Origin of the sequence: Maribacter dokdonensis DSW-8, assembly GCF_001447995.1 — a bacterium.
Lineage (GTDB): Bacteria > Bacteroidota > Bacteroidia > Flavobacteriales > Flavobacteriaceae > Maribacter > Maribacter dokdonensis.
On the sequence record NZ_LDPE01000001.1, the window covers coordinates 374,478 to 395,619 of the forward strand.

Below are 21,142 nucleotides of genomic sequence, written 5' to 3' on the forward strand. Positions count from 1 at the left end.
GTAAAGTTTAACTTTTAAAACTAAAACAGATGAAAACAAATACTAAAACATATGCAATACTTGGTTTGTTATTAATTGCTTTTGCTTTACCTAGCAATGCCCAAACACGTAAAAGAACAACAACAAAAACTACCACTACCAGGACTGTAACTAAAACACCTGGAAGGGTTTCCAGTAAGAAAGTAGTATACAGAACACCAACGAAAAAGGTGGTTTCGGTGAGATCGATTCCTAATAAAACCGTGGTTAGACACAATGGTCAAAATTATTACTATGCCAATAATAAATATTATACGGCTTCTAGAGGTAGATATATTGCTATTGCACCAAAAGTAGGATTTAGAATCAACACTTTACCTGCTAATTCAGTAAGAGTAAGATTTAATAATCGACTTTATTTTAATGTAGGGGGCACTTTTTATATTGAAGCAAATTCTGGATATGAGGTAGTTGAACCAGAAATTGGCACCGTAGTTTATGAATTACCAGACGGGTATGAAAAAGTTACTATTGACGGTTTAACATACTATGAATATGCTAACATACTTTATGAAAAAATACAACTGGACGGTTCTAGAGCCTATGAAGTGGTAGGTATTATTGATATGGAATAATTAGATTATAATTGAATTTGTAAAGGGCTTACCCATAATGGGTAGGCCTTTTCTGTTTATGAATAGTAGTGAAATATGACAACGGTTAGTTTTTACAAGAACACGTTTTGTTAGATTTACTACTTCATTACATTATTCATCATCAAAACAATAATTAACCAATGCTGTCAACAAATCAACTACTTGGTATTTTCATTTTTGCTATGACTCTGCTAAGTGCTACCTCAAATACTTTTAATACCAGTAAGAACACCCTAAACTTTACCATTATCAACAAAGACAAAGCCATTGGCACCCTAAAAGCTACCAAAGTTGTTAATGGTTCAAAAACTCATTATCAAAGTATTACGGCAATTAAAACAAGGGTGATCAAGGAAATTGAAGTAGATTATAAATATGATGTTGTATTTGAGGATAACCTATTAAAAAAGGCTAGCGTAATCATTGGGGTAGATGATAAACCCTATGCCGATATCATCACTAACCGTGCAGACAAAACCTATCTAATTACTAAAAACAAAAAGAAAGAATCGGTTATAGAAAATGCTATACATTACGCGACCATAGTTTTATATTTTAAAGAACCAATAGGTATTGATAGTTGCTATTCTGAACAAGATGGTAGCTTTAACACCATTGTACCTTTAGGCAATCATGTCTATAAAAAGATCAACGCCAAAAAACATGAAAATGTGTACTATTATGAAGGTGGATATTTACAGAAGGCTGAAATTGATGGCGGATTGATAAAATTTGAAATAGTGGCGGAAAATTGAATTTTAACCTATTAAAATAAATGGTCATGAATACAGGATTAGTGTTATCTGGAGGTGGTATTAGGGGTGTAGCCCATATTGGAATCATAAAAGCCTTGGAAGAATATAATATTTTTCCGACCCATATTTCAGGTACCAGTGCAGGTGCCATAGTTGGTGCCCTATACGCAGGTGGTATTCAATGGCAAGAAATTTTAGACTTTTTCAAGGCAATTCCAATTTTTCACACCAATAGGTTCGCAAGAAGAAAACCCGGATTTTTAGATACCGAAAAGTTTTATGACGAGTTTAAAAAGTTTTTTCCAAATGATAATTTTGGCGCCTTACCAAAACCATTGTTTATTACTGCTACCGACATTATAAAGGGCGAATTGGTCATTTTTGAAAAAGGAGAATTGATCAAACCAATTTTAGCCTCGGCAACTTTTCCCGGTGTTTTCTCTCCAATTGATATAGAAGGGTCTTATTATATAGATGGCGGTGTACTGAACAATTTCCCTGTAGAACCTCTATTAAGCTCTTGTGAAACTATAATTGGCAGCTATGTAAACGCTCTTAAACCTGTAGCCATCAATGACCTAAAACATTCTTACAATGTTCTTGAAAGAGCATACAAAATAAAATCAGCCGCAGAATCTCTTGCAAAATTCCCTACTTGTAAATTTGTAATATCACCTAATGAACTTTGTGAGTTCGCAACTTTTGATATGCGTAATATAGATACGATCTTCAAAATTGGTTACGAAAGCACCATTAAGGTTTTAAAGGATTTAGAATATAAAAAGTAAAACGTATTTACTCAGAGACATACTGTGCGCGTTCCATGAAGAAATCTTCAAATCGCTCTAATTTTGGAGACAATTTTTCAGCATATAGTACATACTGGCATTTTCTAATACTTTGTGAAACCGTAACCATTGCGGTATAATCGGATTTCTGAATTAAAAAATCACCGTCATCAATACTGCAAATTTTTAATTGTGAAGTACTTACACCATTTAACAAAAACAATTTATGTAGGGTAGTAGGGGTGGTAATCAATACATCGATTCCCTCAAAAATTTCCGACTTCTGAATGTCTATATGCAGTTCTTTATAACTGGCATAGAGCCTCATATCCGTATACTTGGTATACTCAAAAAACTTATCATAGAGCTCCAGCACTTTTTCTTTGTTTTCAACAACGACCACTGCTCTAGGCGCATTTCCTTCTGCCTTACATTGTAATTTCTGTAATGTTGTCAAAATTAAAGCGGTGGTTTTTCCACTCTCCTTAGGACCATAACAATATACATTTGCTCCACTTTTAATAACCGGTATACTCTTCTTCTGAAGTGAAGTGGGCTTTTCAATTGCCAATGCTGTCAACCTTTCAAGTAAATGCGGATTCAGTTTTTTAAATGCCATAGCTAATGATACAAATTAAACGAGCTGTTCATTTGCAAAGATACTACCTACAAGGGGGCAATACCAATTAGAAGGAATATTTAAACACTAGCTATACAGTATTAGAAAAACGCCCAGCATAATACCTGCCAACGGAACTAGTTTTTTACGTTTATTTTGCTCTTTGAAGATAAAGCCACCTATGACCACGGCAATAAGAATTTGACTTCGTTTAATGGCCGATAAAAGCATGATCAATGCATCTGAATCCTGTAATGCCTTAAAGTAAAAGTAATCTGCAATTTGAAGTAAAATACCCACCAATGGTATGGTCCATTTCCAAGTAAATGCCTTTCTTTTTTCGGCATACGGAAACCAAGTTACCGTAAGTATGATCAATAAAAATAGAACTGTGTAAAAGCAAAACCAGAATTGCAATGTCTGCGGATTCAAGGCTAAGCTTTGAATTAAAAATTTATCGTACAAACCACTTGAAGCTCCTAAAAAAGTTGCCCCAACAATAGCAAAGATCCATTTATTTCGCTTAAAATGGATTCCTTCTTTTTTACCGATTCGTGAGTAGAGAATCACAGAAAATATGATAAGAAAAAAACCGATCCACTGCCATGAATTCGGTTTTTCCTGATAAATGGTGATGGCACCTATAAAAGTAAAAAATGGTCCCGCAGATCTTATGGGCGTAACAATGGTTATGGGCAAATGTTTTAATGCTTGGTAGGCCAGCACCCATGATGCCGCCATGATCGCTGATTTAATTGCAATAAATCCGTGAGTTTCAAGAGGAATATTGGTGATATAAAAATCTATGGATAACATATATTCCTTGAAGAACAAGGAGCCAAAATAAAAGGGCAGGAGCAATAAAAACCCAGACGAAATCGTACCCAACAATACAGGAAAAACCTCATTGCCCTGTACAGCATGTTTTTTGCATAAGTTGTGTAATCCTAAAAATAACGCCGCTAAAAGTCCAAGGTACATCCACATAATGCGCGCGAAGATATTGGTTTTATCTTATTTGTTCATAACCGAAAAACCTTGTGTTGCACCTTTAAAACAAAAAGGGGATGCCTTTTGTAAAGACACCCCCTTTTTCAACACTCAAACTTAATGTTAATATGCCATTTTTACGATTTTTTCAGCGTCTTCAGGCATTAAAGCTTGTCGCTCACCTAATTTCCAACCTCGGTCTGTAAAACGTTTAGCAATCTCTTCAGCAGTACCTTCGTATTCTTTGGTATAATCTGACAATTTGGTATCTATGCCCAATTCTTGAAAGAAAGCTTCGGTTTTCTCAATAGCCGCATAAGCCTTGTCATCAACACTTCCCTCGGTTATATTCCATACACGTTCGCCATATTGAGCCAATTTTTCCTTTTTGGCCTCAAAATTATACTTGTAATGACTTGGTGCCACAATTGCCAATGTACGTGCATGATCAATACCGAACAATGCGGTTAATTCATGCCCCATCATGTGTACGGCCCAATCTCCAGGTACTCCTTTTTGAATTAATCCGTTCAAGGCCATGGTACAGCTCCACATAAAATCGGCCGCAGGTTTATAATCCGTAGGGTCTTTAATCACCTTTGGCGCTACTTCAATCAACGTTTGCATAATACTTTCTGCAAATCTATCTTGTAACGACGCTTCTATAGGATATGTCATGTACTGTTCCAAAACATGTGTAAACGCATCGGTAATACCGTTTACCAATTGACGTTCAGGAATAGATGTAATCACTTGTGGGTCAAGTACGGAAAACTCTGGGAACAATCCTGGTCCGCCCATGGCTAATTTTTCCTTTGTTTCCGCTCTTGTGATTACCGCTCCTGAATTCATTTCAGAACCTGTTGCCGGTAACGTCAACACCGTACCAAATGGCATTCCTTTTTGGGTTCTCACATTTTTAGTAAGTATATCCCATGGGGTGTCACCTTCATAAACAGCTGCCGCAGAAAGGAATTTTGTCCCGTCAATTACAGAACCGCCGCCTACTGCCAATAAGTAAGATATATTTTCATCCTTAATAACCTTCAACGCCTTAATCAATGTATCATATTCAGGATTGGCAGGAATTCCGCCAAACTCAATAACATCAAAATTGGACAGTGCCTTGGTTACCTGATCGTAAATGCCATTTTTCTTAATACTTCCGCCACCGTAGAGCATAAGTACTTTAGCATTGGCGGGTATTTCACTTTCTATTTTTTTAATCGTATCCTTTCCAAAAATTATTTTGGTGGGATTCTTAAATTCAAAATTGTTCATTTTCTTTCTCTTTTAATTTTTAATTGTTCATTGGCTTTACTATTCTATAACAGTAACCAAATCTTTCATTGGTTTTCTCACCTTTACAAGGTTCACCAACCAATCTTCACTTTCATTCCTATAGCCTAACGGCAATAATACCGCACTTCTTAATCCTTTTTCACGAAGACCCAATATTTTATCTACAGCTGCAGGATCAAAACCCTCAATAGGCGTTGCATCTACTTTTTCAAAAGCTGCCGCAGCAATGGCTTGTGAAAAAGCAATATAAGCTTGCTTTGCCGCGTGGTTAAAATTCTCCTCTTCATCTTTTTGTGGGTATGAATCCAACAACATCTTTCTATAGTTTTCCCAACCTTCATTTTTAAAACCACGAATTTCATTGGTAAGGTCGAACATATAGTTAATGCGTTCTTCCGTATACGTGTCCCAAGCGGCAAATACCAAAAGGTGAGAACAATCTGTAATCATAGATTGGTTCCATGCTACCGGTCTAATCTGTTCTTTTATATCTTGATTTTTGACCACTATAATTTCAAAAGGTTGTAAGCCACTAGAAGTAGGAGCCAAGCGTGCCGCCTCTAATATGCGTTCCACTTTATCTTCAGCAACTTTTTCACCATTCATGGCTTTAGCTGCATATCTCCAATTCAATTTATCCAATAATTCCATTATCTAATTTTAATTAAGTTGTTTTTGCTAATTGTTCTATATCATCCGACGTAATTATAACATCGGTATTACTCGTGGCATTTGCCAAATTGAGCATTGCTTGTGCAATACTATCGGCATTAATTATTCTATATTTCTTTAAGGGACCAATGAATAGGGGCTGAATTACTTTAAAAACTATTAGACCTATCTTTTCTAGTAATCGTTGTTCATTTCTTTCCCCGCCTATTAAAGAAGGTCTTAAAATGGAAGTTCTCGGTATTGCCTGATTTAAAACCTCTTGCTCCATTTCTCCTTTAGTACGGTTATAGAAAACACTACTTTTCTTATTTGCGCCCATTGCGGAAATAACCAAAAAAGTGTTGATTCCATTATCCTTTGCCAATTTTGCCGCGGCTACAGGTATACCATAATCAATGTCTCTGTACAAAGATTTATCCGGAGTCTTTTTTGCGGTGGTACCTATACAACAATAGACTTCATTACCGGTAAAATCATTTTTAAACTGTTCCAATTCTAAAAGATCGCCTATATACTGCTTCACTTTATTGGGCAAACCCTTTATGCTAGACCTTGAAAACAACTTTATGCTTTCATATCTATCATCAACAATAAGTTTCTCTAAAAGCAAGCCACCCGTTAAACCAGAAGCTCCTAAAATAATTGCCGTCTTTTTCATCCTATTCGCATACTTTTATACTGCTCCAAGCTGCCTCAAAAGCTAATTCCAATTGTTTATCGTCCAAAACTAAGGCACCACGATTTTGAGCAATGGTTAAAAAGGAAAGCGGATTTATAGCATAGGCATACAACATATAATCTGACATGGGTTTTATGACTCCTTCTTTAATTCCTCTTTTCCATAAATCTAACAACGGTTGTAAATGCCTTATCCCTTCTTGTCTGCTTTCTTCATCAATCATGGGCGTATTATCACATTGGGCCAAGAACATGGCGTATGCATCTTCTTTCAGTTTAAATTCAGCAATACGTTTCCAGATTACTTCAAAACCTTTTTTGACCGACATGGTTTCATCATAAGTAGCAAAAGCGTAAGCAGTGTAACTTGATTTCACCTCTAAATATGTCTTGTTTACCAAATCTTGCTTGTTTTCAAAATAGAGGTAAATAGTGGCAGGAGAAACACAGGCCATTTTAGCAATTTTGCTCATAGGCGTTGCATGAAAGCCGTCGTTATTAACAAGCTCTATAGTTGCATTTATTAATGCGTTGCGTTTGTCTATACTTTTTTGAAGTGCTGCCATGAATTAAAATCTTTGTACAAAGTTACAGAAAATGAACGTTCATTCTTTTTTATTAACAGAACTTTAATTGGTCATATTAAAATATAATATCCTCATAAATTCTAAGAACATCCTATAACGGCTCTAACTGATAATTCACTAACTTTAAAATGTCTAATAAAGGTAGTTCCCACGTCCTTTTCATTTACTACATCATCTAACCTGAGTAGGTATTCCATAACACATGTATAAAATTCTATCTTTAGATGGCGGCGGAAGTTGGGCAATAATTCAATTGCTTACCTTAAAAGATCGTTACGGAAATTTAAACGGTCACCAAATACTTCAAAAATTTGATTTAATTATTGCAAACTCAGGGGGCAGTATCGTGTTGGCGGCATTGGCAGAAAATTATACATTAGACAAGGCAATTGCCCTTTTTAAGGAGAAAAGAAACAGGGAGCTTATATTTCATAAAAATACTTTTAAAGACCGCTATTTTCCGGTGGATTATCTCGGACTCTTCAATGCAGGTTTCGGACCTAAATATAGTACCAAAAGAAAAAAGGAAGCGTTTGAGAGCTTATTTCCCGAAATCGATAAAATACAAATGGATGAACTTCCAAAACTCATTGGAAAGGATTCACTTAAAATTGTTGTTGCAACATACGATGCACTGAACAATCGTGCAAAATTCTTCAAATCGTTCTCATCGAATTCCGAAGGAGATGATTCCGTTAGACTTACACAGGCCATAAACGCTTCATCTAACGCTCCCGTACAATATTTTGATTTTCCTGTACGCTTTAAGTCTAAGGGTAGCGATATATTCTATGAGCTTTGGGACGGTGCTCTCGGCGGATTCAACAATCCTATTTTAGCGGGAATCATTGAAGCGTATAAATTGGGTGTTGACCTAGATACCATTCGCGTTGTTTCTTTAGGTACCAGCAATTCCTTAATGTCAGCAGATTCTAAAAGGGACTTTTGGAACTGGAAACAAATTGCGCTTCAATTCAGAAGAAAGAAATTCCATTTTTCAAAATGGAAACCTCAATTTAATTTTTTTAAAGAAACGGTACTGCACCAAGCTAAAACCATATTATATCAACCGCCAGACACCGCCAATTACATTGCTATGATGTTCTTAAAAGCTGCAACGGGCAATAAACCCAATGAGCAGATTATTAGATTATCTCCTTTAATACATTATGATAGCCAAAGTTCTGAAGAAATTATTCCATTGATCCAACAGCTCTATAAAATGGATATGGACTTAACTACAGATGAAGAAATCGATAAATTAATAAAGTGTTTTATTGGTTGGAAAAACGGACTGATCTATAACCAACCTATTGAATTTAGAGTAGAACGCAGTAATGACCTTCTGTTCTTACAGGGCGATAAATGGTACAAAGACGGTATGGATAGGTGGATTACTTGGGAACTTTGATTTAAAAATTGCACATTTAGAATTATTATGTTAAATTTAACATAATTTTATTACCAAATTAGATAATACAATACACTTTAAACATTAAACACTATATATTTTATGAAAAATGCTTTTAAAACCGGTAAATTTTTAGCGATGACATGTGCCTTTAGCACATTGATTTTCACATCTTGTTCAGAGGAAAAATTAGATACAGAAATTGAAACTGTACAAGAAGTTAAGACGCTTGAAATTGCCTTAAAATCCCCCACTGAAAATCCTATTATTATTGATGATCTGGGGATGACCAATATACAATCCGCAAAATCAAGTAATGCAACCAAAGGCCGTTATAATATTACTTTAAAGTATTTGTTACCACCCACCGAAAGACAAGTTGAAGTTTTTGAAGCTGCGGCAGCAAGATGGGAAAGAATTATTATTAAAGATGTACCAGATGTAGCAGGACCAATACCTTCTGCTTTCGCTGGTTTTCCTGATATTGAAACTATAGATGATTTGGTAATTGAAGTTGCCTTGGCGCCAATTGACGGACCAGGTGGAATTTTAGGCCAAGCAGGTCCTCAATTTGTTAGAACTGAAGATTTCTTATCATTGACCGGAGTTATGTTCTTTGATGTGGATGATCTTGATTTTCTTGAGGAAATAGATTTATTTGAAGAAGTAATTGTTCATGAAATGGGCCATGTTTTAGGTATTGGTACATTATGGAACACAGCTCCTTTTGGCTTTGACAGAACCCTTAGAGCAGGACCTGATAGCAACCCTTATTTTACAGGAAGAAAAGCCAATGTGTTCTGGAATGCAGAAGGTGGTACAAACGAATTACCTATTGAGAATATGGGCGGTCCTGGTACTGCTTTAGGTCATTGGAGAGAATCTACATTAAACAATGAGTTAATGACCGGTTTCTTAAATCTTGGTGAAAACCCATTAAGTCGTATTACGGCCGGGTCAATGAAAGATTTAGGCTATGGATCTGCATCTGTTGGGGAGTCTTATGATTTACCTCGTGGAACTGAAGGTGTTGACATTAATGATCTTGGTGATTTTGGCACTGCTGAAAATCAAGGTTTAAACATAGCCAAAATGGAAGAGTTAGTGCCTTTGAGAGGTTTTGTAAATGTTAAAAAATAACACACACCCTCTTACAAGGATATCATAACCCTTAAACCGTTTAAATTATTAAGCTTGCACCATTTCTCCAATGGTGCAAGCTTTTTATTTTCCCGCACATCTACATATACCCTGTGGTTATTCTACATTTTATATACAACCTTTAGGCGTAAGTAGTCTTAGCTACTAAAAGTGTACCTATCTTTGTTTAAAATCATTTTATGCCAAGCCAATTTTCAGATTTAGGAATATCTAAGGATTTACAAAAAAGTCTAGATGAATTACAGATAACCGAACCCACCACTATTCAGAAGAAATGCATTCCTATAATTTTGGAGAAAAAGGATGACCTTGTTGCCTTAGCAAAAACCGGAACTGGAAAAACCGCTGCCTTTGGTCTACCATTATTGCAAATGATAAACAGCAAAAGTACAGCTGTACAAGCTATTATTTTAGCACCAACAAGAGAATTGGCACAGCAAATTCATGCCAACTTAATATCGTATACCTCAAATAACCCTGATATTTCCATTGCTGCTTTATGTGGTGGTATTCCCATTAAACCCCAAATAGAGGTACTTAAAACTCCTACCCAAATTATTGTCGCTACACCTGGTAGATTAGTTGATTTAGTAAAACGCGAAGTTTTGGATATTACTAAACTGAAGTATTTGGTTTTAGATGAGGCCGATGAAATGGTAACTGCATTAAAAGACGATTTAGATACCATTATTGCTGGCATACCTAAGGCTAGACGTACTTTTCTATTCACTGCAACCATGTCCGGTGCTATTAAACAAATGGTGCAAAATTATATGTCCAAACATGTGGTGCATATTGAAGCTGATATGTCTACCCTTGGTCATAAAGGCATTGATCATAAATATGTAGTTGTGGAGCCCATTGAAAAACTAGATGTATTAACTCATTTTTTGAATTCAAAAGAGGGACAAAGCGGAATCATATTTTGTAAGACCAAGGCCGCCGTAAACAAACTGGCAAAAAAATTGGCTATAAATAAATTTTCTTCGGGAGCGTTGCACGGTAGTCTATCTCAACCCATTAGAGATCGCATTATGGGGCAATTTAGAGAGGGACATATTAAAATTCTTGTGGCTACCGATTTAGCTGCCAGAGGTATAGATGTTAAAGAATTGGGTTACGTAGTAAATTACCATTTACCAGACACCTATGATGCCTACGTGCATAGAAGTGGACGTACGGCCAGAGCAGGGGCAAAGGGACTTTCTTTGACCATTTTACAAAAAGAAGAGGTTGCAGAGGTTTTCGATTTTGAGAAAGAATTAGGTATTTCCTTTTCTAAATATCAAAAAGCGGATGCCAAAAGTATTGAAGAGAACAACACTTTATTATGGGCCAAGAAAATATTTAAGACAAAACCGAACAAAGAAATTTCAGATGAACTTAGAACGAAAGTTAAAACGGTATTTCACCATTTGACTAAAGATGAACTCGTTGAGAAAATTTTGGCACATTACTTATCTGAGCATAGCACTTCTGATAACCAATCTAAGTAAAAGTAGAAAATGAAAGTAATTTTAACATGTTTAGTATCAATTTTAGCTATGGTGGTTGTAAATGGTCAAACACCGGTGCAATCTTATTTTGAGTGGACTGATTTACCTTTTACAAAAGAAGAATTAAACACTAGACGAGAAAATCTGATGACTGAATTAGCCCGATTAAATAAAAAAGGGCTAGTATTAATTCCCGCGAAAGACGGATTTTCATTTGGTGAAACATTTAGGCAAACAGATGATTTTTATTACTTTACTGGTTTAGAATTGCCAAATGCCATTTTAGTTTTTAACTTGGACAATCAAAAAGTTACTATCTATACTCCAGAACAGGATATACGGTTTGAAAACAGTTCTAGAAAAAATGATTTTCCCGGAAGACCTCTATTAAATGATAAAAAGATCATAAACAGAACAGGTATCCCACTCGCTTCCATAGAAGATTTTACTAATCTGTTGAATTTAGAAAACTCCAATAAATCTAAAATATTAATAAATAACGGTAGACCTGGTGAAGTAAAATTTGCACCCAATGACTACATAGCTACCTATTCTCCTGTTCAAGTTCTTTTAGAGGCAATCAAAAAGAAACATACAGATTTAAGTTTTGAAAATATCTACGAAGCAATTGCCAAAGTACGTATGATAAAATCTGAAAATGAAGTAAAAATCTTAAAACAGGCGGCAAATATAACAGTTAAAGGTATTAAAGAGGCGGCAAAAGCTATAAAACCAGGAATAGACGAACGTTATTTAGAAGGCGTTTTAGAAGGCGATTTCAAGAAAAATGGTTCACAAAGGCTAGCCTTTGGGTCCATCATAAAATCCGGACCAAACTCTCATTGGCCCTGGAGAATTTTAGCAACACATTATAATCGAAGAAACCGTATTATGCAAAATGGGGATCTTGTTATTTTTGATGTGGGGTGCGAATATGAACAATACGTAAGTGATATAGGAAGAACATTTCCGGTTTCTGGCAAATTCACAAAAGAACAAAGAGAGATTCTGATGATGGAAACCAAAATTGCTGATGAAATTATTAAGTTTTTAAAACCAGGTATAACCTTTAAGGATGTGCAGAAATTCACCAATACCATTATTCCTGAACACTCAAAAAAATATATGCAAGTAGGTTTGTTTTTTGGTCACCATTTAGGCTTATCAACAGGCGATCCAAACTTATCGAATGCACTTTTAAAACCAGGCATGGTATTTACTGTAGAGCCGTGGTATTATAATCATGATAACAATATTTCAGTATTTACAGAAGATATGATTTTAATCACGGAAGATGGTTGTGAAGTGTTAAGTTCGGACTTACCTAGAACACCTGAAGATTTAGAGAATTTGATGAAAAGTTAATCGCTACATTTTATTATACCTTATTTTAATGCTATTGAGAATGTTTTTTAATATTCCTGTAGGCTATTTACTTCTTAGATTTTAATCCTACAACCAACACAGTAGACACCAATAATAACAATAGATACCAAGTATTACTTACAAGGTCCAAATAAGTTATACTACCCTTTGCAAAGCTCAAAATCATAAGCACCTGGGCTCCATAAGGCAATAATCCTTGAGTTATACAAGCAAAGACATCTAAGATAGATGCAGTCTGTTTGTTCTCTAAAGCATACTCATCATTAATAGATTTAGCAATGGGTCCAGATATAATTATGGAGACCGTATTGTTCGCAATTGCCATGTTAATAGTTGATACCAGTGTTGCAATACCAAACTGTGCCGACTTCTTACTTTTTACAAAAGTTTTAATTTTTAATAGTATAAACGCTATACCGCCATTGAACGTCACCAAAGCGGCCAAACCGCCCGTTAATAATGATAAAAGAAATATCTCCGTCATATTGGTAAAGCCTGTATATGATATTCTTGTAAATTCCAACACTGTGAAATCACCATAAAAGACACCTAAGATTCCAGCCGAAATTGCGCCCAATACAAGCGTCACAAAAACGTTCACACCTATTACTGAAAGTATAATTACAATTAAATAAGGCAAAATTTTAAGAATGGAATAATGATACTCTTCCATTTCCATTCCTACGGTATTCATGCTTAGACCTTCATACATTAAAATGGCCATACTTATAATGGCAGCAGGTACGGCTATTTTGATATTCGCCTTGAACTTATCACTCATTTTTACGTTCAGTGATTGTGTAGCGGCAATGGTGGTATCTGAAATTACCGATAGATTATCACCGAACATGGAACCTCCTAACAAGGCACCGCATAAAATACCCAGCGAAAAATTACCGGTATCCGCAAAACCAATTACAATTGGAGCCAGCGCTACTATAGCGCCAACAGAGGTACCCGTAGAAATAGACAAAAATGCAGCAATTACAAACACACCTACATATATATAGTGTCCGCTGATAACATCCAGACCTAAATGAACAATAGCATCTACACTGCCCATAGCTTTGGTTGTCGCTGCAAATGCTCCTGCCAATAAGTATATAAGACACATGGTCAAAATTTTATCATTACCGCACCCTTCTAAAAGAATGGCAATTTTCTCCTTCATAGATTGCTTAAACATGAGAAATGCTACCAGTATACCAGCAATTACGGCAATAGGAGCGGGTAGGGCATAAAAATCATTTTGAAAAATGCCTACGCCTAGAAATATTGCAATGAATATTAAAAATGGAATAAGTGCCTTTGCATTGGCTGTTACAGCTTTTACTTGAGTCATATATGGTTATTTGAAGAATCACGTTTAGAGCTATAACAAATACAATAGGAAGGATTTAACGTTTTTTCCAAGGTATTGGCTTATCGCTTTTAGCACCTTGCTCGTTATTGCAGGTTGCTATCTCTATTTGAGATTCTTGATAATTTAAGGGCGCAAAATTAATAAACCATCGGTACATAAAACCAAAAATTATACTAATTATATCTTAATTTAAACCGTTTTGACCAATTGCAGAAAATGCCATTTTAAGATGACAAAAGGCTAAAAAATTTCACTTATACAAAAGGGCCGTTTGCTGAATTATAAGCTCCATTCGCTGAGAAGCTTCATTTTCATTTAAACTTCGAACTACATTTAAAATCTAAACGGAGACTGGTATCTATACCTACTTAGATGCTTAAACCGTATAACAACCCTAAAAATTAAAATCGATGAGAAAAATGAATCTTAACTTAGGAACAACTGCATTATTTGTATGCCTGCTTTTCTTAACTTCTTGCAGTAATGATTCCGATGATGTTTCAATCACCGAAGAAGAAACAACAGATGATACTAGCGACACCAATGAAGCAAGTAGTACTGTGGACAGTGACTCCTACATTTTAGCCGTTGCACCGGACAATGGGGTATATTTAATTGATCATGATGGCAATACCTTATTTGATTGGGATTTCAATGGTGACCAATTGGGTAATGATGCCATGCTTCAATCTGATGGCAGCTTGGTAGCTACGATAAAAGCTGATAATCCACAGATAACCTTTGGTGGTTATGGTGGCGGTTTTAGAAAAATAAATGCTGACCAATCCATTGAATGGGAAGTGGACTATTCTACTAATACCTACATCTCACATCATGATGTTAATTACTTATCGAACGGAAATATCATATTTCCCGTATGGGAAGAAGTAAGTGCTGCAGATGCTGCGGAGATGGGATTTTCGGGTAATTTTAATATTTACCCTGAAGCTATTATTGAAATGAATCCATTAACCCAAGAAATAGTTTGGGAGTGGCATGCTACGGACCATATTGTTCAAGATTACGATGAAAGCAAATTAAACTTTGGTGTCGTGGCCGATGTTCCCAACCTTATTGACATCAATTATAATAATGATCAAACTGATGGTGACATTATGCATGTAAACGGTATAACCCTAGATGAAACGAACGACCTTTTATACATGACCGTTAACTTTTATAGCGAGGTTTGGGTTATTGATCATAGCACCTCAACAGAAGAGGCTGCCACCAATACCGGCGGAAACTATAATTTAGGTGGTGACCTGGTTTACCGTTTTGGAAACCCCCTTACTTATGACAATGTTGGTGAAGTGACCATGAACAGGGTACATTATCCTAATCTTTTTGATGATAATAAAATGTTGGTTTTTGTAAATAACAAATACGATAACCAGTCTGCAGTAGCAGAATACCAATTGAGTCCGCCTTATGAACTGGTAGCCGGTCAAGATAATGAGCCTGAATTAATATGGGAATTCACAGATACCGATTTATATAGTAATGGTTTAGGCAGTGGGGTTAGAATGAGTAATGGCAACACCCTTATCTGCGAAGGCACAGGTGCTATTTGGGAAGTTAATAGCGACGGAGATGTGCTGTGGAGATTTACAAATTACAATAGACCGTGGCGTGCGTATGCATTTACAAAAGACGACGATGCAATAACCGCATTAGGTCTATAATTAAAGATAGTTTTTTTGATTGATTGATTGATGACGAAGGGCTCCAATAGCAATATTGGAGCTTTTCTATTTTTAAAATTCATCTACATGATGAAATATAAGCAACTAGCATTGTTCAAATATGTAACTGGTAAAGATTCAGGTATTCGCTTTAAATCTTATGGCATCCACTTAAAACTCCTCTTTAGTCTTTGTTTTATCAATAGGTTTACCATTCCAGAATTACTAAGATGAAAATATATACTACGCTATTATTGTTATTTGGTTGGGCAATTGGCCAAGCTCAAAATACAGAGGATAACATTACTTATCAAAGCATTATAGACGCAGAACATATTATGGTCCAATTAAGTACAGTAGACCAAGCTACTATGATGTCTATGTTGCACCAGGGCTTTTACGTGTATTTTGATGTTAAAGGAAAAAAGAAGAAAAATGTTTCCATTCAATATCCAATCAATATTACTCCGCCAGAACGTCCAGAACGAAATGAAAAAGATAATTCTCGTAAAAAAACGGATGAACAAGAGCGTAAAGGACCAGACATGAACAAGCTATTGGAAGAAATGCCCAGAACGGCACGCTTTATTAATTTTGACCATGAAGAAGAATTTCATTTAGACCTAAACAATCTAGGTGTTACCATAAACTACAATTTTGACGAAGCTAAAGAACTTCATTATCACTTAAAAATACCAAAAAATAGCATTGTTGATAATGACACCAAGCTATCCAAATTATCCATTGGTATTATGACTCCAAAAATAAAATCCGAAACAAAAACTGAAAGCCCAAATGTAAGTTTTGGTGCTGGAGGTCAAGGTAGCGGACCTGGAGGTCGCAGAGGTGGTCAAGGTGGTGGTCCTGGCGGTGGAGGTAGAGGAGGTTCTCAAGGAACACCACCACAAGATCAGCGACCAGAAGAAGTCTCCTTTAATATTTGGTTTAAGGCCGATGCTAACAATTAAGTATTACAAAATTTTTCATCTATTGATTCTATAGATACGTAGTAATAATTACACTATTGGTATATATTGTTTTCACTTACTAAGAGGTAAATATACTTTTGTAACACATAAATATTAAAACACATAACCATGAAAAAAGTAATTGCAACGTTTATCATTATTGCTTCAATAACCAGTTGTAACAGTGTAAAGAACATGAACACCTCATCTATGTCCGATGCTGCTACATTATTAAGCTCACTAAGTTCTAATTCTACGGTACAGCAGGTGGCGAGCTTATTTAGCCTATTGGATACCAACAATGATCAAGCTATTAGCTCAACTGAAGCTATTGGCGAAGTTTCTGAAAATTTTGATGTATTGGACACTGATAATAACGCTAGCCTTAATTTAACCGAATTGGAAGGTATACTTGGTTTGTTAAAATAAAATCTTCCATATAAACGTATTCCCCCCGAATACGTTTATTTTCATTTTGAGTTATTTGCTAAGAACCCCCTGTTTATCTTAAACAGGGGGTTCTTTTTTTTGTAAAAGATTAATAATGAAAACTTAATTCGTTGCTTTATTAAATTTGTAAGTAATACCAATATTTAATCCAAAAGAAGAGTATGGTACTTTCTGGGACAGTTCTTTAGATGTATCAGTATTGGTATTGGATAGGTTATCTACGTAGGTAGTAGTTCTATTTACGCCTTCTGGCAAATTATCAATGGTATATAGCCCACTAACCGCTATAGTACCATCAGGTAGTTTTAAATCCGTATTGAATTCGGATATTTCCGAATCTTTACGCTTTAAACTAATACCGTAATATTCAGCTTCTACAAACAGGCTAAAGTTATCATCTAAATCATATTTATATCCAAGAGCTCCCACGAACCCTAAAGGAAAATGTCCATGAAAATCCTCTTTATAGTTCGTTTCGGAATAAGAGCCTTCCGGTACACCAAAAGCCTCGGCTTCAGCTTCAGAAAAAACAGATTTTTGGTAAATGACACCTTCCGTTTTACCTCCCAATTTTAATAATGCTCCAAAACGTCCATATATATTATTGGTGAATTTATATACCACGGATGCGGAAGCACCAAATGCCCTTGCCCTTGCAACAGCATTCACTTCTGTATCCGGTAGACTAACAATAGAAATATCCTGGTCAGAACCATGCAAATAACCTACTCCAAGATCAAAACCGAAAGAGTCGTCAAAAAAATAGGTGCCTCTAAGTTGAAAGTTTGTGCCTTCTCCATAACTGCCATATGAGTTTTCTGTTTCCGTTGTCGTAATTCGTTCTCCCAATTTCATACCTGCACTTCCAACGGCATAGCCAGAACTTGCCGAGACTTGCCATTGCCCATATGCCGTTGTGCTAAAAATTGCCAAAACAGCTATTAACATTTTATACTTCATAATTCATTATTTATGTATTAGACTAAGTAAATTTCATTCTATTCATTAAACCCAATTTTTCTTATAAATACCTAATAAATATTACGTTTAACACTTGCTAGAGTGCGTATAAAAGAGGTAGAATAAGAGTTTTAGTATTGAGCTTTTTTTAAATTGAACGCCAAATTTACATCAAACCAATAATACAGCTTAGCTTAAAAGATTTTTTAACTAATTATATTAATTTGAATTATAAACCTATTGAAATAAATGAATGGTTAATCCTCTATAAACGGATCGGCATATTTCTCATCAGTGATAAATTCTGTATCGGTCAAGGTATGTAGAAAATCAACTAATGCTTGTTTGTCATTATCGGATAAGTTTAGTCTGCGAACGTTATTACCTTGCGTAAGTCTATTATCCAAATTTGGGTTGTTCTGTACTCCGCTATTGTAATGCTCTATAACCTCTTCTAGAGTTTCAAATCTACCATCGTGCATGTAAGGTCCTGTTAAAGCAATGTTTCTTAAAGATGGTACTTTAAATTCGCCCAAATCGTTATTATTACCGGTTATACTGCCCACGCCCGGATCTGTAATAGTAGCATCTAGCCCGTTGTTTCTAGCAGCATCACCCACAAAAACATTGGTAGCATGACAATCAAAACATCTGGTCTGGTTGCTCATAAAAAGTTGCTTACCTCTATTTTCTGAATTTGTAAAATTTGGAAAGTTGTCATCTATATCGTTTACTTGTGCCAAACCTTCATCAAATTTAGATTCATATGAAACCATAGAACGTATAAATTGAGATAACGCTAATGCTATACGCTCACTGGTAACATTGTCATCACCGAAGGCATTAGTGAATAAAGCTTCATAATAATCTACGACCGACAGTTTTGCTTCCAATTCAGGCAAAGTTAGTCCCATTTCCACAAGGTCTTGAATTGGAACCAATGTTTGCTCTTCTAGACTAACCGCTCTTTCATCCCAAAAAAACCTTCCATTTTCATAAAACCTGGCATTTGCCAGTCCCATGGAATTCCTAGAAGTTAATTCACCATCAAACCCTGTACTTAAGGCAGTAGGATCAGAAAAACCATGTTCTTGAATATGGCAAGACGCGCAAGAAATAGTATTGTTCCTAGATAAATTAGTATCATAGAACAACACCCTGCCTAAAGTTGCTCCGTAATCTGTTATTTCGTTATTGTTAGGGGTATTTTCTTCATTTCTAACATCGTTATCTAAAAAGAAATCCGGCAAAAGTATATTGGCATAATTGAATGGAGAATCTGGCAAGGCTAAAATAGATGAATCAACGGCAAGGTCATTAGTATTTTCTTCATTATCATCAACAACCGTATCATTATTTTCATCATTGACCAATAGTTGTTCTTCTTCGGTTATATCTATATACTCATCTTTACTACACGAACTTAAAGTAATCACTAGTAAGCAAATTGGGACAAAACACTTTTTCATATTACATTGTTTTTTAAAAGATTGATAAAAATTAAAAAGTAGTTTTCTGTCATATAGGCCAATTAAATTAGGGTAGGGTAGCGGTAGGAATATGGTATTGCAAAAGCTTCGCCATTACTGGCGAAACTTCTACAATCCAAGGGTTAAGAATTAAAAATTAGGGGATAAACTAAAGTTGTTCACTGCGGCTGAAATCTCATAACCTAAACGAGCGCCTTCATCGCTATCAGCTTGTATATGTACACCCAATGGTATTCTAGAATATCCATTTTCTTCGGCCATTTCCGTAAAAGAACTGAACCTTCTAGGGGTGCCATCAAAATCTGATCTTCCTGCATGGGTTCTATCGGTAAAGTTAATGGCGTCTCCCCCAAATATGTCTATAAATACTCCCGATGCCGCCGCTGCAAATGTAGCATGCCCTGACGGATAAGCCGGAAAAGCTGGATTGGGGCTGGAAATGAATCGTGCTAAATTTGTTTGAAAATCATCGTTGATGTACTCCAGAATAAATCTACTTGGTCTTTCTGAATTATAGGTGTATTTATCATCCCAAGCAGAAACCGCAGCATCATTAGTTGCAAAACCAAGCTTTAACAACAACTCCAATGCTTGTTCAAAATCCAAGTCTTCCTGTTCAATTAATTGATTGGCAATGGAAAACTGTCTACCAGGAGGACTCATCATTAACCCTTCTACATCATCTGACCAAAATTCGGCTATCCAAAGATCTTCGTTATCTGATAACCTAGCGGTTGTAGCAGAAATCTCAACTTCTTCCATTTGCTCATAATAGCCACTATTTCTATTAGTGTTGTGGGAAAATGGCGGCGGTGTGCTAGAGGTCTGTTCCGGACTGATCACAAATGTTCTTACCCTGTTCCAATAAGGAAACCACGCACTTTCTCCTTCAGATGCCGCCCATAAGCCTTCACCAACAGGTGCTACATATGATACAGGATTAGGATCTAACTGTTGAGATTCTGCTTCGGTATCGGTTTGGCTATAGGCAATTACACTTTCTGCGACCAAAGTCCCCCATGCTATGGAATTCTCAATTTCTTCCTGTGAAAGTTCTTCCGTTAGTTCATCTGCCAACTCATTCTCTAAAGTTGCAATACCCGCTTTTGCATTATTGGAAACACTGAACATAAAATGGTCCATTACCAGGGCGTAACAAGTGTTAAGTGCCAAGTCTCTATCTACGTTATTTGCTCTTTCATCTAAATCAAGATTAAAGCCCTGTAATTGACTCTGTGTAGATCCATAACCATCCATATCCGCTACGGCAGTTTCGTACCCGGCCAAATGAATGTAGGCTAAAGCTCTTGCTGTAGTATTAGGTCTTAAGCCATCAGTATATCTATCCAAAACCAGCCAAAGATCATTCCAATCCACAATTAATTGCACAGTCTCCTCAGATGGGTTCAAGCCATTGTTACGGTTATTTTGCCTTCTAGCGGTCAAAGAGTCTTGGGCTACTGTTTCAAAATCATCTGTGTCCGTTTCACTAATTTCAAGTACGTCTAACTCATCTTTTGCACAAGCCTGTAGTAGGATCACCGATAGGATAATCAACACCCATCTTAAATTATAATTTCTCATAAATTTCTGTATTAAAGGTTAATGTTTAACTAAAGGCCATTTGTGCCTTTCCCTTAATACGCTGAGGTAGTACATATACCCAACCCTCTTTTTGAAAAAAAATAAAATCTATTGATTTACTACCTAATTAATGGAAAAACCAAAGTAGTATTTGAAGTATAA

20 protein-coding genes and 1 riboswitch are annotated in these 21,142 nt (G+C 35.9%); of the genes, 10 read left to right on the forward strand and 10 right to left on the reverse strand.

Annotated elements, in window-relative coordinates; all coding sequences use genetic code 11:
- Positions 1–29: 29 nt before the first annotated feature.
- From I600_RS01710 to I600_RS01720, 3 genes are all read left to right on the forward strand, one after another.
- The gene (locus I600_RS01710; RefSeq protein ID WP_058102782.1) at positions 30–614 is read left to right on the forward strand and encodes a DUF6515 family protein; all 585 of its coding nucleotides are present in this window, start codon (positions 30–32) and stop codon (positions 612–614) included.
- 161 nt (positions 615–775) lie between these two features.
- Positions 776–1,390, forward strand: a complete 615-nt coding sequence (locus tag I600_RS01715; protein WP_058102783.1) for a DUF6134 family protein — start codon at positions 776–778, stop codon at positions 1,388–1,390.
- A gap of 26 nt (positions 1,391–1,416) precedes the next feature.
- Positions 1,417–2,178 (forward strand): patatin-like phospholipase family protein, encoded by a 762-nt coding sequence (locus tag I600_RS01720; RefSeq protein ID WP_058102784.1) that lies wholly within the window; start codon positions 1,417–1,419, stop codon positions 2,176–2,178.
- 7 nt (positions 2,179–2,185) lie between these two features.
- Here the strand turns inward: I600_RS01720 and I600_RS01725 are convergent, their stop codons facing one another.
- The 6 genes from I600_RS01725 to I600_RS01750 form a co-directional block, all read right to left on the reverse strand.
- Complete coding sequence (locus I600_RS01725) at positions 2,186–2,797, reverse strand: DEAD/DEAH box helicase (RefSeq protein ID WP_058102785.1); 612 nt, start codon at positions 2,795–2,797, stop codon at positions 2,186–2,188.
- An 87-nt stretch (positions 2,798–2,884) separates the two neighbouring features.
- Positions 2,885–3,784 (reverse strand): DMT family transporter, encoded by a 900-nt coding sequence (locus tag I600_RS01730; RefSeq protein ID WP_058102786.1) that lies wholly within the window; start codon positions 3,782–3,784, stop codon positions 2,885–2,887.
- 126 nt (positions 3,785–3,910) lie between these two features.
- On the reverse strand, positions 3,911–5,068 hold the full coding sequence (locus tag I600_RS01735) for an iron-containing alcohol dehydrogenase (RefSeq protein WP_058102787.1): 1,158 nt from the start codon (positions 5,066–5,068) through the stop codon (positions 3,911–3,913).
- Positions 5,069–5,107: 39 nt separating this feature from the next.
- Positions 5,108–5,740: a nitroreductase family protein gene (locus I600_RS01740; protein WP_058102788.1), complete on the reverse strand. Its 633-nt coding sequence runs from the start codon at positions 5,738–5,740 to the stop codon at positions 5,108–5,110.
- Between the two features lie 13 nt (positions 5,741–5,753).
- Positions 5,754–6,419 carry an NAD(P)H-binding protein gene (locus I600_RS01745; protein WP_058102789.1) on the reverse strand — a complete coding sequence of 222 codons (666 nt, stop codon included), beginning with the start codon at positions 6,417–6,419 and terminating at the stop codon, positions 5,754–5,756.
- A gap of 1 nt (position 6,420) precedes the next feature.
- Positions 6,421–7,005, reverse strand: coding sequence for a TetR/AcrR family transcriptional regulator (locus I600_RS01750; protein WP_058102790.1), 585 nt, complete (start codon positions 7,003–7,005; stop codon positions 6,421–6,423).
- Positions 7,006–7,228: 223 nt separating this feature from the next.
- Here I600_RS01750 and I600_RS01755 point away from each other — a divergent pair, with 223 nt between their 5' ends.
- The 4 genes from I600_RS01755 to I600_RS01770 all read left to right on the forward strand — a co-directional run bounded on the left by I600_RS01755 (position 7,229) and on the right by I600_RS01770 (position 12,459).
- Positions 7,229–8,437, forward strand: coding sequence for a patatin-like phospholipase family protein (locus I600_RS01755; RefSeq protein WP_058102791.1), 1,209 nt, complete (start codon positions 7,229–7,231; stop codon positions 8,435–8,437).
- Between the two features lie 102 nt (positions 8,438–8,539).
- The gene (locus tag I600_RS01760) at positions 8,540–9,577 is read left to right on the forward strand and encodes a leishmanolysin-related zinc metalloendopeptidase (RefSeq protein ID WP_058102792.1); all 1,038 of its coding nucleotides are present in this window, start codon (positions 8,540–8,542) and stop codon (positions 9,575–9,577) included.
- Between the two features lie 200 nt (positions 9,578–9,777).
- On the forward strand, positions 9,778–11,094 hold the full coding sequence (locus tag I600_RS01765) for a DEAD/DEAH box helicase (protein ID WP_058102793.1): 1,317 nt from the start codon (positions 9,778–9,780) through the stop codon (positions 11,092–11,094).
- Positions 11,095–11,103: 9 nt separating this feature from the next.
- Positions 11,104–12,459 (forward strand): M24 family metallopeptidase, encoded by a 1,356-nt coding sequence (locus I600_RS01770; protein WP_082642868.1) that lies wholly within the window; start codon positions 11,104–11,106, stop codon positions 12,457–12,459.
- Between the two features lie 67 nt (positions 12,460–12,526).
- Here I600_RS01770 and I600_RS01775 read toward each other — a convergent pair whose 3' ends face one another.
- Positions 12,527–13,822 (reverse strand): Na+/H+ antiporter NhaC family protein, encoded by a 1,296-nt coding sequence (locus I600_RS01775; protein ID WP_058102795.1) that lies wholly within the window; start codon positions 13,820–13,822, stop codon positions 12,527–12,529.
- 51 nt (positions 13,823–13,873) lie between these two features.
- Positions 13,874–13,970, reverse strand: a riboswitch (SAM-I-IV-variant riboswitch).
- A gap of 283 nt (positions 13,971–14,253) precedes the next feature.
- Here I600_RS01775 and I600_RS01780 point away from each other — a divergent pair.
- From I600_RS01780 to I600_RS01795, 3 genes are all read left to right on the forward strand, one after another.
- Positions 14,254–15,528: an arylsulfotransferase family protein gene (locus tag I600_RS01780; RefSeq protein ID WP_058102796.1), complete on the forward strand. Its 1,275-nt coding sequence runs from the start codon at positions 14,254–14,256 to the stop codon at positions 15,526–15,528.
- A gap of 230 nt (positions 15,529–15,758) precedes the next feature.
- Complete coding sequence (locus I600_RS19380) at positions 15,759–16,496, forward strand: hypothetical protein (RefSeq protein ID WP_058102798.1); 738 nt, start codon at positions 15,759–15,761, stop codon at positions 16,494–16,496.
- 129 nt (positions 16,497–16,625) lie between these two features.
- Entirely contained in the window at positions 16,626–16,925 is a 300-nt protein-coding gene (locus I600_RS01795; RefSeq protein WP_058102799.1) for an EF-hand domain-containing protein, read from the forward strand.
- Positions 16,926–17,048: 123 nt separating this feature from the next.
- Here the strand turns inward: I600_RS01795 and I600_RS01800 are convergent, their stop codons facing one another.
- From I600_RS01800 to I600_RS01810, 3 genes are all read right to left on the reverse strand, one after another.
- Positions 17,049–17,906, reverse strand: coding sequence for an outer membrane beta-barrel protein (locus I600_RS01800; RefSeq protein ID WP_058102800.1), 858 nt, complete (start codon positions 17,904–17,906; stop codon positions 17,049–17,051).
- A 257-nt stretch (positions 17,907–18,163) separates the two neighbouring features.
- Positions 18,164–19,375 (reverse strand): cytochrome-c peroxidase, encoded by a 1,212-nt coding sequence (locus tag I600_RS01805; RefSeq protein ID WP_058102801.1) that lies wholly within the window; start codon positions 19,373–19,375, stop codon positions 18,164–18,166.
- Positions 19,376–19,525: 150 nt separating this feature from the next.
- Positions 19,526–20,980, reverse strand: a complete 1,455-nt coding sequence (locus I600_RS01810; protein ID WP_058102802.1) for a vanadium-dependent haloperoxidase — start codon at positions 20,978–20,980, stop codon at positions 19,526–19,528.
- Positions 20,981–21,142: the final 162 nt, after the last annotated feature.